Source organism: Mycobacterium sp. URHB0021 (genome assembly GCF_054057895.1).
The window spans coordinates 6,572,576-6,585,287 of the sequence record NZ_JBSRZT010000002.1 but is presented as its reverse complement, the minus strand read 5'-3'; the positions used below and the strand labels follow the sequence as shown (position 1 = coordinate 6,585,287).

General features: G+C 65.8%; 13 protein-coding genes and 1 riboswitch. Of the genes, 8 read left to right on the top strand and 5 right to left on the bottom strand.

Annotated elements, in window-relative coordinates:
- Nucleotides 1-28: 28 nt before the first annotated feature.
- From ACVWWN_RS34520 to ACVWWN_RS34505, 4 genes are all read left to right on the top strand, one after another.
- Nucleotides 29-262: a class I SAM-dependent methyltransferase gene (locus ACVWWN_RS34520; protein ID WP_457147862.1), complete on the top strand. Its 234-nt coding sequence runs from the start codon at nt 29-31 to the stop codon at nt 260-262.
- The gene (locus tag ACVWWN_RS34515) at nt 154-561 is read left to right on the top strand and encodes a class I SAM-dependent methyltransferase (RefSeq protein ID WP_457147861.1); all 408 of its coding nucleotides are present in this window, start codon (nt 154-156) and stop codon (nt 559-561) included. The genes ACVWWN_RS34520 and ACVWWN_RS34515 overlap by 109 nt, the downstream gene beginning before the upstream one ends.
- Before the next feature lie 204 nt (nt 562-765).
- A complete protein-coding gene (locus tag ACVWWN_RS34510; RefSeq protein WP_457147860.1) occupies nt 766-1,425 on the top strand; it encodes an acyl-CoA-like ligand-binding transcription factor in 660 nt (219 codons plus the stop codon).
- Nucleotides 1,406-2,965, top strand: a complete 1,560-nt coding sequence (locus ACVWWN_RS34505; protein ID WP_457147859.1) for an FAD-dependent monooxygenase — start codon at nt 1,406-1,408, stop codon at nt 2,963-2,965. The genes ACVWWN_RS34510 and ACVWWN_RS34505 overlap by 20 nt, the downstream gene beginning before the upstream one ends.
- Here the strand turns inward: ACVWWN_RS34505 and ACVWWN_RS34500 are convergent.
- Genes ACVWWN_RS34500 through ACVWWN_RS34490 form a run of 3 tightly spaced genes read right to left on the bottom strand, consistent with a single transcriptional unit; the run spans nt 2,946 to nt 6,193 of the window.
- Nucleotides 2,946-3,683 carry a class I SAM-dependent methyltransferase gene (locus tag ACVWWN_RS34500; RefSeq protein WP_457147858.1) on the bottom strand — a complete coding sequence of 246 codons (738 nt, stop codon included), beginning with the start codon at nt 3,681-3,683 and terminating at the stop codon, nt 2,946-2,948. The genes ACVWWN_RS34505 and ACVWWN_RS34500 overlap by 20 nt on opposite strands.
- Complete coding sequence (metX, locus tag ACVWWN_RS34495) at nt 3,680-4,801, bottom strand: homoserine O-acetyltransferase MetX (RefSeq protein WP_457149391.1); 1,122 nt, start codon at nt 4,799-4,801, stop codon at nt 3,680-3,682. The genes ACVWWN_RS34500 and metX overlap by 4 nt, the downstream gene beginning before the upstream one ends.
- Before the next feature lie 39 nt (nt 4,802-4,840).
- Entirely contained in the window at nt 4,841-6,193 is a 1,353-nt protein-coding gene (locus ACVWWN_RS34490) for a bifunctional o-acetylhomoserine/o-acetylserine sulfhydrylase (protein WP_457147857.1), read from the bottom strand.
- Nucleotides 6,194-6,352: 159 nt separating this feature from the next.
- Nucleotides 6,353-6,472: riboswitch (SAM riboswitch) on the bottom strand.
- Nucleotides 6,473-6,738: 266 nt separating this feature from the next.
- On the opposite strand from ACVWWN_RS34490, the gene ACVWWN_RS34485 reads away from it, so the two are divergent.
- Both ACVWWN_RS34485 and ACVWWN_RS34480 read left to right on the top strand, forming a co-directional pair.
- On the top strand, nt 6,739-8,988 hold the full coding sequence (locus tag ACVWWN_RS34485) for an NADP-dependent isocitrate dehydrogenase (RefSeq protein WP_457147856.1): 2,250 nt from the start codon (nt 6,739-6,741) through the stop codon (nt 8,986-8,988).
- Between the two features lie 74 nt (nt 8,989-9,062).
- Entirely contained in the window at nt 9,063-10,283 is a 1,221-nt protein-coding gene (locus tag ACVWWN_RS34480) for an NADP-dependent isocitrate dehydrogenase (RefSeq protein ID WP_457147855.1), read from the top strand.
- On the opposite strand, the gene ACVWWN_RS34475 is transcribed toward ACVWWN_RS34480, so the two are convergent.
- Nucleotides 10,280-11,116: an alpha/beta fold hydrolase gene (locus tag ACVWWN_RS34475; RefSeq protein WP_457147854.1), complete on the bottom strand. Its 837-nt coding sequence runs from the start codon at nt 11,114-11,116 to the stop codon at nt 10,280-10,282. The genes ACVWWN_RS34480 and ACVWWN_RS34475 overlap by 4 nt on opposite strands.
- A 71-nt stretch (nt 11,117-11,187) precedes the next feature.
- On the opposite strand from ACVWWN_RS34475, the gene ACVWWN_RS34470 reads away from it, so the two are divergent.
- Entirely contained in the window at nt 11,188-11,985 is a 798-nt protein-coding gene (locus ACVWWN_RS34470; RefSeq protein WP_457149390.1) for an exodeoxyribonuclease III, read from the top strand.
- Here the strand turns inward: ACVWWN_RS34470 and ACVWWN_RS34465 are convergent.
- On the bottom strand, nt 11,955-12,140 hold the full coding sequence (locus ACVWWN_RS34465) for a hypothetical protein (RefSeq protein ID WP_457147853.1): 186 nt from the start codon (nt 12,138-12,140) through the stop codon (nt 11,955-11,957). The two genes, ACVWWN_RS34470 and ACVWWN_RS34465, sit on opposite strands and share 31 nt — an antisense overlap.
- 123 nt (nt 12,141-12,263) lie before the next feature.
- Here ACVWWN_RS34465 and ACVWWN_RS34460 point away from each other — a divergent pair, with 123 nt between their 5' ends.
- Nucleotides 12,264-12,659 carry a MarR family winged helix-turn-helix transcriptional regulator gene (locus tag ACVWWN_RS34460; RefSeq protein ID WP_457147852.1) on the top strand — a complete coding sequence of 132 codons (396 nt, stop codon included), beginning with the start codon at nt 12,264-12,266 and terminating at the stop codon, nt 12,657-12,659.
- Nucleotides 12,660-12,712 lie beyond the last annotated feature (53 nt).

The following is a 12,712-nucleotide window of genomic DNA, read 5'->3' as shown; positions in this document are numbered from 1 at the left end:
GTGCGGTGGGCATCGCGTCTTCACCCAGTTGGCCAGCGGCGAAATGGACTTCGCCGACATCGGGGGTCACACTCGGGCCGGCTGGATGCCGGTCACCTGGGGCGTGCGAACGAAGTACTTCGACGACTTCTTTCACGCCGCCGCGTCCGAACAGTGCATCCAGCAGATGGTGATCCTGGCGTCGGGGCTGCATTCCCGCGCCTACCGCCTGACGTGGCCGGCAGGCACCCCACCGTCTACGGAATCGACCGGACCGAGGTGATCGAGTTCAAGTGGGCCACGCTCTCCGGCTTGGGTGCGACTCCGATGGCAGATATTCAGACGATTGGAATCGATTTGCGAGACGATTGGCGAACGGCTCTGCGTCGGAGCGGTTTTGATCCTGACCAACCGACGGCGTGGGCAGCGGAAGGGTTGTTCACCGGGGTTCTGCCTGGTGAGGCACAGGCGCAATTGATCCGAGACATCACCGAAATGATTGATCTGGAGCCTTTTGGCGGCAGATCACCTACCCGGGCTGGCCGAGGCGCTCGGCAAGATGATGCAAACTATCGGCGATGATTGGCGCGCCCTCGGCCTGGCCGTCGACTTCAGCAAGCAATCTCTACTACCCCGGCGACCGCGGTGACATCGAACTCGAACTGCAGGCTCGAGGATGGGAGGTGGTGGGCACGAGTACCGCGGCAAGGAGCGTAAGCGTCGCCGATCCAAATGTGCCTACCGAGCAACTTTGCACGGCGTGCAAGTTACGCGTATGGTGACGCCATGGCCGAAGCCCACCTCGGTTTGAGGGAGCGCAAGAAACTCGATACCCGCCGTGCGCTGAGCGACGCGGCCCTGCAGCTGGCTTTCGAGCGCGGGTTCGACACCGTGACTCGCGAAGCGATCGCCGAACTGGCCGGCGTGTCATTGCGCACGTTCAACAACTACTTCACCGGCAAGTACGAGGCATTGGCCTATCGCCAGTCCGAACGCGTGCGGCGCAGCATCGGCGTGCTGCGCCAACGCCCCAAGGACGAGCCGCTGTGGACCTCGATCACCGAGGCTGTGCTGGCGCCTCTGACAGATGACTTTCGTGACGCGGACGGCGACGAGAACCGGATACCGAGCCGCGAGGAATTCGCCGAGATACGGAAGCTGTTGTTGAGTCCCGAGATCCGTGACGCGGTGTCCAAGAAGCTGTTCGACGACTGGATCGCCGCCATCGCCGAGCGGACAGGCACCGATCCGGACCGCGACATGTATCCCCGTCTCGTCGCCGCGGTTGTGCGCGCCGTCGGCGACGCCGCCACCGACGCATACGTGAGAGCAGATCCGCCGGTGCCGATCACCACGCTGCTGCGCTCGGCCTTCGCCGACGTGGCGGCCGGTTTGCCCGAACCCACCGAATCCGAGGGGAGGGCTCGTGGCCCCAGAACACACTGAGCGCGCGGACGTCGTCATCTCAGGCGCCGGGCCGAACGGCTTGATGCTGGCATGTGAGCTTGCGCTTGCCGGCGTCGCATCAGTGGTTATCGACAGACTGGCCGCCCCCAGCGACGAGCCCAAGGCCAACGGCCTTGTCGGACAGGTGATTCGGCAGCTCGACCTCCGTGGCCTCTACCATTTGTTCGGCGGGGATGACGGCCCGCCGCGCCCGAGCTTCGGATGGATGTTCGCCGGAATGTCGCTGAGCTTCCTGGGCATCGAGGACAACCCGATGTATTCGCTGTTGCTGCAGCAGCCTCGACTGGTGCGCCTCCTGGAAAAGCGTGCCCGCGATCTGGGCGTGGACATCCGGTGGGGCCATGAACTTAAAGGGCTCAACGCATCCGACGACGAGGTGACGGTGACGGTGAGATCGGCCGAGCGGATCTACCGTCTGGACGCCGACTATCTGGTGGGCGCTGACGGCGGGCGCAGCACCGTGCGCAAGAGCATGGGAATTGGCTTCCCCGGTCACACCTCGCCGATCGTGAGCCGGATCGCCCACGTCCACCTTCCCGAAGAACACTTGGTGCCCGGTCGCGGCTACCAGATTCCAGGGTTCGGCCTGTTGGCCTTCGGTACCAGCCGGTTCGACAACGGCAGCGTCATTTTCTTTCCGCTTGAGCAGGACCGGCCGATGCTCGGCACGATCGAGTACGGGTGGACGCCCGGCAGTGCCGACGGGCCGGTGACCCTTGACGAGCTGCGGGACAGTCTCCGCCGCATGCTGGGCGTCGATGTCCCCCTGGCGGCGCCGAAAAAGCCAGGGGCACATGCGCTGCGCCGGCTCGATGGGATGAACTCCAGGCAGGCCGAACGCTATCGAAGCGGGCGGGTGCTGCTCGTCGGCGACGCCGCGCACGTGCACTCACCGATGGGCGGGCCCGGATTGAACCTGGGCATGCAGGACGCGGTCAACGTCGGCTGGAAACTGGCGGCCGTGGTGAACGGATGGGCGCCGGCGGGGCTGCTCGACACGTACGAGTCCGAGCGCTTTCCAGTGGGGGAGCGCGTGATGATGCATTCACAGGCTCAGCTCGCGCTGGCGGCGCCAGGACCCGAAGTCTCAGCCCTGCGCCAGCTTTTCGGCGAACTGGCGAGCAAACCGGAGGTGGCGGCGCATCTCGCCGGTCTGTTGGCCGGCTCCGACGTCCGCTACGACGTCGGCGACGAGCACCGGATGTCCGGGCTGCTCGTACCCGACCTTGTCTTCGACGACGGCAGCCGCCTCGCCGACCTCTTCCACGAGGCGCGCCCGCTTCTGCTCGACCTGTCGGACGGGGAGGTGACGGTGGCCGCAGCGCCATGGTCGGACCGCGTGGACGTGCTTTCGGCCCGGATTGCGGAAACGCCGGCGGCCGCACTACTCATTCGGCCAGACGGCTATGTTGCCTGGGCGGCAGACAGATTCGAGCCTGATGACGCGAAACGCCTGCGCACGGCACTGCGCCGCTGGTTCGGCGATGAAAGCGGTGATCTCAGGACAGTGTCGCCCTGATGCACACGGTGACGTAGGGCAACGCCAGGCCACTGGAGTTGGCCAGGGCCGGATGAGTGGCCAGCAGGTTGCGGACCCGGTCCAGAGTCTTGGTGCGCACCTGCTCGGGCGAGGTGATGCAGTAGCTACGCGACGCGACCAGATCGATCAGCGCCTGGGGGGTCAGATAACTGGTCCACTCGACCTGATGTCGCTCCTGGCCCGTGAAGGGCTTCGGCAGCGTGACCGTGCTGCTGAAGGGGTCATCCTCGTGGCCGATGATCTGGCCCAGATCCTTGACCCAGCCCAACCGTTCGTCACGGGCGTTCCACAGCAGTCCGAGCCTGCCGCCCGGCCGCAGCACCCGAGCCACTTCCTTGATGGCCCGCTCGAGATCGAACCAGTGCCACGCCTGCGCCACGAGGACCGAGTCGACGCTGTCGTCGGGGAGCGGAATCTCCTCGGCAGTGCCGAGGAGCGCCGGGGTGTCCGGCAGCGAACTGCTCAGCATCTCAAGCATTTCCGGGATCGGATCAACCGCGAAGACCGCAAGCCCGCGCTCTACCAACCGCGTCGTCAGCTTTCCCGTGCCTGCGCCGAGGTCGAGCACATCCTTGGCGCCCGGCGGCAGCAGCCAGTCGATCGCCTCCGGCGGATACGACGGCCTGCCTCGCTCGTAGGCCGCCGCCTCCTGGCCGAACGACAGTGACCGCTGCCGCTGCCGCGTGTCCTCCGTCACCGCGAGGCCAACTCCAGCGTCTGACGAATCAATTTGCCCACCACCTCGGTTTCCAACAAGAAGCCGTCATGACCGTATTTCGAATCGACCACGTTCAACTCGGTACAACCAGGCAACAGCTCGGCCAATTCCTCTTGCAACCGCAGCGGGTAAAGCCGGTCCGAGGTGATACCGCCGACAACCACCGGTACCGGGCAACCGCGCAGCGCGGCCTCGACACCGCCACGGCCGCGGCCGACGTCATGGCTGGAAAGGGCATCGGTGAGGGCGACGTAGGTGCCCGCGTCGAAGCGCGCCAAGAGCTTCCTGCCCTGGTACTCGAGATAGCTCTGCACCGAATACCGACCGCCGTTCAACGGGTCCTCGTCACCCTGCGGGTCATTGGCGAACCGGGCGTCCATCTCCGCCTCGCCGCGATACGTCAGGTGGGCGAAGCGACGCGCGATCTCCACGCCGACGTCAGGTGAGCGCCCGCTGCCGTAGTAGTCGCCGTTCTGCCAGGCAGGGTCGGATTTGATCGCGGCGACCTGAGAGCTCTGGGTGCCGATTTGATCGGCGGTGGCGCGCGCGCCCACGGCCAGGACGAGGGCCGCGCGCACGTCGTCGGGATGGCTGACCACCCACTCCAGCGCACGGGCGCCGCCCATCGAGCCGCCGACGACCGCGGCGACCTCGGTGATGCCCAGCGCCGCCAGCGCGGCGATGTCCGCCTCGACCTGGTCGCGCACGGAAACCTGGGGAAACCGTGACCCCCATGGCCTGCCGTCCGGCGCGATCGAACTCGGGCCGGTCGAGCCCCGAAAGCCACCCAGGACGTTGGTGGCGACCGCACACCAGCGGTCGGTGTCGATCGGGGCGCCTGGTCCGGCGACGCCCTCCCACCAGCCCTCGGTCTCGTCACCCGGTCCATCCGGACCCGTCACGTGCGAATCGCCGGTCAGCGCATGCAGCACCACCACCACGTTGTCGCGGCCGGGGGAGAGCTCACCCCACCGCTGCACGGCGATCGACACGTCCTCGATCACCGCCCCGTTCTCCAGCGTCAGGGCGCCGATCTTCACCACGCCGACTTCACCCTCGGCGGGGAGACCGACCGTTGTCATAGCTATCGAAGCCATATCGACCGGCGTCGTATCAAAGATTGTCACGTCATCTCCCTAGAACGACGCCACCGTTTGCGGATCGGCCTTTCCGGCCCTGTTGAACGGCTTGGCGGCGGCGAAACCCTGCTCCAGGTCGGCCAGGATGTCGTCGATGCCCTCGATACCGACCGCGAGCCGCACCAGACCCGGTGTCACGCCGGTGGCCAACTGCTCCTCGGGGCTGAGCTGGGCGTGAGTGGTCGACGCCGGATGGATCACCAGCGAGCGGACGTCGCCGATGTTGGCGACGTGGCTGTGCAGCGTGAGCGCGTTGACGAAGGCCTTGCCCGCTTCGATGCCGCCAGCGAGCTCGAAGGCCAGCACGGCGCCGGTTCCCTTGGGCGCCAGCTTCTTTCCGAGTTCGTGCCACGGGGACGTGGGCAGGCCGGCGTAGTTCACCGACGTGACGTCGGGGTGGTCGACCAGGTACCCGGCGACCTTCTGCGCGTTGGCCACATGTCGCTCGATACGCAGGCTGAGCGTTTCCAGTCCCTGCGCGATCAGGAAGGCGTTGAACGGCGACGCGGCCGAGCCGAGGTCACGCAGCAACTGGACGCGGGCCTTGAGGGCGAACGCCGGCGGTCCGAGTTCGGCGAACACCACACCGTGGTAGCTCGGATCGGGCGTCGTGAACCCGGGGAACTTGCCGTTCGTCCAGTCGAAGGTGCCGCCGTCGACGATCACGCCCGCGATCGCGGTACCGTGCCCGCCAAGATATTTGGTGGCCGAGTGCACGACGATGTCGGCGCCGTGGCTGATCGGCTGGATCAGAAAGGGCGTGGCGATGGTGTTGTCGACGATCAGCGGGACGCCCGCGTCGTGGGCGGCGGCCGCGACGCTCGGGATGTCGAGCACGTCGATCTGCGGGTTGGAGATCGTCTCGGCGAAGAACGCCTTGGTGTTGGGCCGGACGGCGGCGCGCCAGGCGTCGAGGTCATCGGCGTCCTCCACGAAGCTGACCTCGATGCCCATCTTGGGCAGCGAATAGTGGAAAAGGTTGTAAGTGCCGCCGTACAGTCGCGGGCTCGACACGATGTGGTCACCCGCATTGGCGATGTTGAGTATCGACAGTGTCTCCGCGGCCTGACCCGACGAGAGGAACAGTGCGGCCACACCGCCCTCGAGCGCGGCGATGCGTTGCTCGACCACGTCCTGCGTCGGGTTCATGATGCGGGTGTAGATGTTGCCGGGTTCAGCCAGCCCGAACAGGGCGGCCGCGTGGTCGGTGCTGTTGAAGGTGTAGCTGGTGGTCTGGTAAATCGGCAGGGCCCGCGCGTTCGTGGTGCCGTCGGGCGTCTGACCGGCGTGGACCTGTTTGGTCTCGAAAGACCAGCGCGCGGTGGGGTCGTCGAGTTCGTTGCTGCTCATGTTCGGGGTCGCTCCTAGGAGGTTCGGAAATCCAGGGGAAGGCGCCGGCGGCCGGGTACGTCAAGTAACGACGGCGCACGGCGGGGGGGTTCAACAGCAACGGCACACAGTGGGCCTCCGCATCAGGTTTCCCTGTCTCTCGGGGGGCCCGTTCTGACGGACCCGCGCTTGCCGCGTAGCCGGCTGGGGCTACTCAACCTGGTCATCACCCGGGGCACCCCACCGCGGTTGGAGGGTTGCCGGCCAGCGAGCCGGGGCTTGACGCTGGCGCTCATGACCGACCCGAAGCGTATCGCACCAGACTGATCGGTTGCCAGCGGGTTCTGCGGGGGCGAGGACACCATGTGATCCTCCCGCCGGCGCGACGTGCCCCGCATGGGGAAAATGCCCCTATCTTGCGGACCGCTCGCCGTGTACCCGACCTCGATCGGGAGCAGTACCCGGACCCCTCGCTCGCGCGTAGCGTCATACCCAACGCGATACTGATAGCCGCGTGACAACGCGGAGCTACTTTCAACCTGACCGACACCGACGCGGGAGACAACATGAGCGCCGAGCAGCCGACCATCATCTACACGCTGACCGACGAAGCGCCGCTGCTTGCGACCTATGCCTTTCTGCCGATCATTCGGACGTTCACCGAACCGGCGGGGATCAACGTCGAAACCAGCGACATTTCGGTGGCGGCACGCATCCTGGCGGAGTTCTCCGACCGCTTGACCGAGGAGCAGCGCGTCCCGGACAACCTGGCTGAACTGGGTGGCCTCACGCATCTGCCGGACACCAACATCATCAAGCTGCCGAACATCAGCGCCTCGGTACCTCAGTTGCTGGCGGCCATCAAGGAACTCAAGGCCAAGGGCTACGACCTGCCGGACTACCCCGGGGAACCGAAGACCGACGAGGATAAGGCCATCAAGGAGCGCTACGCGAAGATCCTGGGCAGCGCGGTGAACCCGGTACTGCGCGAGGGGAATTCGGACCGTCGCGCGCCCAAGGCGGTCAAGGAGTACGCACGCAAGCATCCGCACAGCATGGGCGAGTGGTCACAGGCATCGCGCACACACGTCGCGACCATGAAGGGTGGCGACTTCTACCACGGCGAGAAGTCCATGACGCTCGACAAGGCGCGCAAGGTCAAGATGGTGCTGAAGACCAAACGGGGCGGGGAGCCCGGAAAGACCGTTGTCCTCAAGCCGGAGGTCGAGCTCAACGAGGGTGATGTCATCGACAGCATGTTCATGAGCCGCAAGGCGCTCTGCGACTTCTTCGAGGAGCAGATCGAGGACGCTTACAAGACCGGCGTGATGTTCTCGCTCCACGTCAAGGCCACGATGATGAAGGTGTCGCACCCCATCGTCTTCGGCCACGCTGTCAAGGTCTTCTACAAGGACGCTTTCGCCAAGCATCAGAAGGTGCTCGACGAACTGGGGGTTAACGTCAACAACGGCATGTCCGATCTCTACGACAAGATCGAGGCGCTGCCGGCGTCGCAACGCGAAGAGATCATCCAGGACATCCATGCTGTCCACGAACACCGCCCGGAGCTGGCCATGGTCGATTCGGCGCGTGGTATCACGAACTTCCACTCTCCCAGTGATGTCATCGTCGACGCGTCGATGCCGGCGATGATCCGGCTCGGCGGCAAGATGTATGGCGCCGACGGGCGGACCAAGGACACCAAGGCGGTCAACCCGGAGTCCACCTTCTCCCGCATTTACCAGGAGATCGTCAACTTCTGTAAGACCCACGGCCAGTTCGACCCGACCACGATGGGCACCGTGCCCAACGTCGGCCTGATGGCTCAGCAGGCCGAGGAGTACGGCAGTCACGACAAGACCTTCGAGATCCCCGAGGACGGGGTGGCCGACATCGTCGACCTCGACACCGGCGAGGTCTTGCTCACACAGAACGTGGAAGCCGGCGATATCTGGCGCATGCCCATCGTCACGGACGCAGCGATCCGGGACTGGGTGAAGCTGGCCGTCACCCGGGCGCGTGCCTCGGGCATGACCGTGGTGTTCTGGCTGGATACCGAGCGTCCGCACGAAGCCGAGCTGCGCAAGAAGGTCAAGGAGTACTTGAAGGACCACGACACCGAGGGCCTGCAGATTCAGATCATGCCGCAGGTGTGGGCGATGCGGTACACGCTGGAGCGTGTCATCCGCGGCGAGGACACCATCGCCGCGACGGGAAACATCCTGCGCGACTACCTGACCGATCTGTTCCCCATTCTGGAGCTGGGCACCAGCGCGAAGATGCTGTCGATCGTGCCGCTGATGGCCGGCGGTGGCATGTACGAGACGGGCGCAGGCGGGTCGGCGCCCAAGCACGTCCACCAGCTGGTCGAGGAGAATCACCTCCGCTGGGATTCGCTGGGCGAGTTCTTGGCCCTCGGCGCCTGTTTTGAGGACCTCGGCCGCAAGACCGACAACAAGCGCGCCACGCTCCTGGGCACGACCCTCGACGGGGCCATCGGAAAGCTGTTGGAAGCCAACAAGAACCCGTCGCGCAAGACCGGTGAACTCGACAACCGGGGCAGCCAGTTCTATCTCGCCATGTACTGGGCACAGGAACTCGCCGAGCAGACCGACGATAAGGAGTTGGCTGACCACTTTGCCTCACTGGCCAAGTCGTTGGCCGAGAACGAAGACGCCATCGTGTCCGAACTGGCTGAGGTACAAGGCGATACGGTCGATATCGGCGGTTACTACTACCCGGACCGCGAGAAGACCATGGCGGTCATGCGGCCGAGCAAGACGCTGAACTCCACGCTGGAGGCCGCGAAGGTCTGACACACCGGCCGGGGCACCCGCCGGTTGCGAAAGCGAAACGTAACGGGCTGGTCAGCCCTTGTAGGGTGGCGCCTATGTCGAAGATCAAGGTCGAAGGCACGGTAGTAGAGCTCGACGGCGACGAGATGACCCGCATCATCTGGAAGCTGATCAAGGACACTCTCATCAACCCGTACCTCGACATCGACCTGGACTACTACGACCTCGGCATCGAGCACCGCGACGAGACCGACGATCAGGTCACCGTCGACGCCGCCGAGGCGATCAAGCGCCACGGCGTCGGCGTCAAGTGTGCCACCATCACGCCCGACGAGGCCAGGGTCAAGGAGTTCAATCTCAAGCAGATGTGGCTGTCGCCCAACGGTACGATCCGAAACATTCTGGGCGGCACCATCTTCCGCGCGCCGATCATCATCAAGAACGTGCCGCGTCTGGTGCCGGGCTGGACCAAGCCGATCATCATCGGCCGGCACGCGTTCGGTGACCAGTACCGGGCCTTCAACACAAAGGTGGACCAGCCGGGCACCTTCACGGTGACATTCACGCCGGACGACGGCGGCGAGCCGATGGTGCACGACGTCGTCCAGATCCCCGAGGGCGGCGGCGTGATCATGGGCATGTACAACTTCAAGAAATCCATTCAGGACTTCGCCCGCGCGTCGTTCAATTACGCTCTGCAGCAGAATTATCCGGTGTACCTGTCGACGAAGAACACGATCCTCAAGGGTTACGACGGCTTGTTCAAGGACGAGTTCCAGCGGATCTTCGACGAGGACTACAAGGACGAGTTCGACGCCAAGGGGCTGACTTACGAGCACCGGCTGATCGATGACATGGTGGCGTCCTGCCTCAAGTGGGAGGGCGGTTATGTGTGGGCCTGCAAGAACTACGACGGTGACGTCCAGTCCGACATCGTCGCGCAGGGGTACGGCTCGCTCGGTCTGATGACGTCGGTGCTGATGACCCCGGACGGCAAGACCGTCGAGGCCGAGGCCGCGCACGGCACCGTGACCCGGCACTTCCGCCAGCACCAGCAGGGCAGGCCCACCTCGACCAACCCGATCGCGTCGATCTTCGCGTGGACGCGGGGGCTGGCGCATCGCGGGAAGCTGGACAGCACCCCCGAGGTGATCAACTTCGCCAACACGTTGGAGGAAAGCGTCGTCGGCACGGTCGAGGGCGGGCAGATGACCAAGGACCTCGCCCAGCTGATCGGCGACGAGCAGCCCTACCAGACCAGCGAGGAGTTCCTCGACACCATCGCGGTCAACTTCAAGAAGTCCCTCGACACCTAGCCGATCGCCTCGTTGGGCGGTGTCTGCACCGCGTACCGGTCGACGAAGTCGACGACCACCTCGGCGACCCGGGCCGGCGCCTCGAACATGGGGATGTGCCCGACGCCGTCGAGGTGCGTGATCTGGGTGTCTTTGGGCAGCTGCGTGGTGAAGTGTCGGGTGAACCGCGGGTGGGGCAGCACCCGATCCTTCTCGCAGATCACCAGGTGGGTGGGCGCGCTGCCGTCGGCCATCTCCAGCAGTCCCGGCAACGTGAGCGACTTGACCAGCAACTGGTAGTACGCCGGGCAGTGCGAGACGTCGTCGATGATGTCGGCGAGATCCTGGTCGGACAGCGCGTTCGGCGTCGCGCTCACCGGGAGGTACGCGAGCCGCCGGGTGATCGGCAGTTTCAGCAGGTGCCGGCCGAGCACCAGGGTGGACACCCACAGCGGCAAACCGGCAAGGAACTTCCCGACGATCTCGAACTTCACCGGGGTGAAATGGCGCCAGCCGCCCGCCGGGGCGATACCGGTCAACGTCCGGGCCCGGCCGCGGCGCTCGAGTTCGAATGCCACCCAGCCGCCGAGCGAGTTGCCGACGATGTGCGCGGTGTCCCAGCCCAGCGCGTCCATCCGGCGTTCTGCATCATCGGCCAGTGCGCCGGAATGCAGGAAAAACGGCCCGCGGCGTCCGCCGTTGTGGCCGGGCATGGTCGGGGCGACGACCTCGTACCGGCCCGTCTCAGCAATCAGCGGCGCGACGTCTTTCCACACATTCTGCGACATCATAAACGGATGCAGCAACAACATCGGCTCGCCGGAACCCAGGTGTATCGGAGCGCGCTCGGTCATGCTGCCCGACATTAAGGCGATACCGCCGGTACCGCAAGTTCGTCGATTAAGGTCATCGGCTGATGTCCCCTCTGATCGTCAGCACCATCAATGTCAACGGCATCCGCGCGGCGACGAAGCGGCGGTCCGACGACAACCTCGGGCTCTTGCCGTGGCTGGCCGAAACGACGGCCGATGTGGTGTGCCTGCAGGAAACGCGCGCCGACGACGACCAGCTCGCTTCGGCGCTGGCGCCGGCGCTGTCCGAGGGCTGGCAACTCGCGTCGGCGCAGCCGCACCTGAAGGGCCGCAGCGGTGTCGCGGTCCTGTCCCGCCATCCGATCGTGGCCGCGCAGCTGATGGAGTCACCCGAGTTCGGTTCTCATGGGCGGTATCTCGAGGTCGACACGGCCGGCGCGACGGTCGTCAGCCTCTACATCCAGACCGGTGAGGCGGGGACGGACCGCCAAATGGAGAAGGAGCGCTTCATGAATGCGCTCGCGGACCGGATGACCGTGTTGAGCCAGACCGGCCGCGATGCTGTGGTGTGCGGCGACTGGAACGTCGCGCACACCGAGAACGACATCAAGAACTGGCGCGGCAACGTCAAGAAATCGGGCTTTCTGCCCAGCGAGCGGCAGTGGCTGACCGAACTGCTCGCTTCCGGTTGGGTCGACGTGGTGCGTGCGCTGCACCCGGGCGTGGCGGGCCCGTATTCATGGTGGTCCTGGCGTGGGCGCGCGTTCGACAACGACGCGGGCTGGCGGATCGACTACCAGCTGGCCACCCCGCCGCTGGCCGCGCGGGCCGTCAGCGCGCGGGTGGAACGTGCCGACGCGTACGCGCTGCGGTGGTCGGATCACTCGCCGGTGACCGTCGAGTACCGCTGAGCCCAGTCCGGCTTACGGCCCAGATGGCGCAGGATCCGGTCGAAGTCACCTGCGCCGTCGACCGGTTCGAGCGCGGGGCCGAACGGGACGTTCTCGAGCAGGCGGACATCGCCGTCGGGCACCGCGAGCACCAGTGGCAGCGCGGCCGCGAGCACGTCGGCGGCAGTTCGTAGTCGACACCGAGCGATGCCGCGACGTCCATCCGTGGACGACGTAGTCCACGAAGTGGAAGCCGATCGCGATCGACCCCGGAAACACGACGCCCCGGCCTCGCGGCGATGCTGGGCCCGCTGCTTCGGGAGCTGATCACGGCGGAGGAACCCGTCCTCGCGGCCCACGACGTGACGATGTGGGGCTACGTCGTGCTGGTGGCCCTCGACAGGTCGTCGATGCGCACCCAGGCCGCGCTCGCCGCGGCGATCGGAGCCGACAAGACCCGCATCATCCGCGATCTCGACGAACTCCAGCAGCGCGGCCTGATCGAGCGGATGCCCGATCCTGACGACCGCCGGGTGCGGCTGCTCGCGATCACCGATGCCGGGCGCGCGGTGAAGAACGCGGTTCAGGACGAGATCCAGCGCGGCGAGGAGCGCTGGCTGGGTGACCTCAGCGCCGACGAGCGGCGCACGTTTCTCCGCGTACTGGGCCGGTTGACGTCCGGTGAGACACAATGACCTACACCCGCGGACGTACACCCGCGCCGGTGACCGTCGAGTATCGGGCCATG

Excerpts from the sequence above, each read along its gene's own strand:
- metX (WP_457149391.1), bottom strand. The coding sequence starts at position 4,801 with ATGGCTTCGATAGCTATGACAACGGTCGGTCTCCCCGCCGAGGGTGAA.
- ACVWWN_RS34475 (WP_457147854.1), bottom strand. The coding sequence starts at position 11,116 with ATGACCGAGCGCGCTCCGATACACCTGGGTTCCGGCGAGCCGATGTTG.
- ACVWWN_RS34485 (WP_457147856.1), top strand. The coding sequence starts at position 6,739 with ATGAGCGCCGAGCAGCCGACCATCATCTACACGCTGACCGACGAAGCG.
- ACVWWN_RS34480 (WP_457147855.1), top strand. The coding sequence starts at position 9,063 with ATGTCGAAGATCAAGGTCGAAGGCACGGTAGTAGAGCTCGACGGCGAC.
- ACVWWN_RS34510 (WP_457147860.1), top strand. The coding sequence starts at position 766 with ATGGCCGAAGCCCACCTCGGTTTGAGGGAGCGCAAGAAACTCGATACC.
- ACVWWN_RS34460 (WP_457147852.1), top strand. The coding sequence starts at position 12,264 with ATGCTGGGCCCGCTGCTTCGGGAGCTGATCACGGCGGAGGAACCCGTC.
- ACVWWN_RS34490 (WP_457147857.1), bottom strand. The coding sequence starts at position 6,193 with ATGAGCAGCAACGAACTCGACGACCCCACCGCGCGCTGGTCTTTCGAG.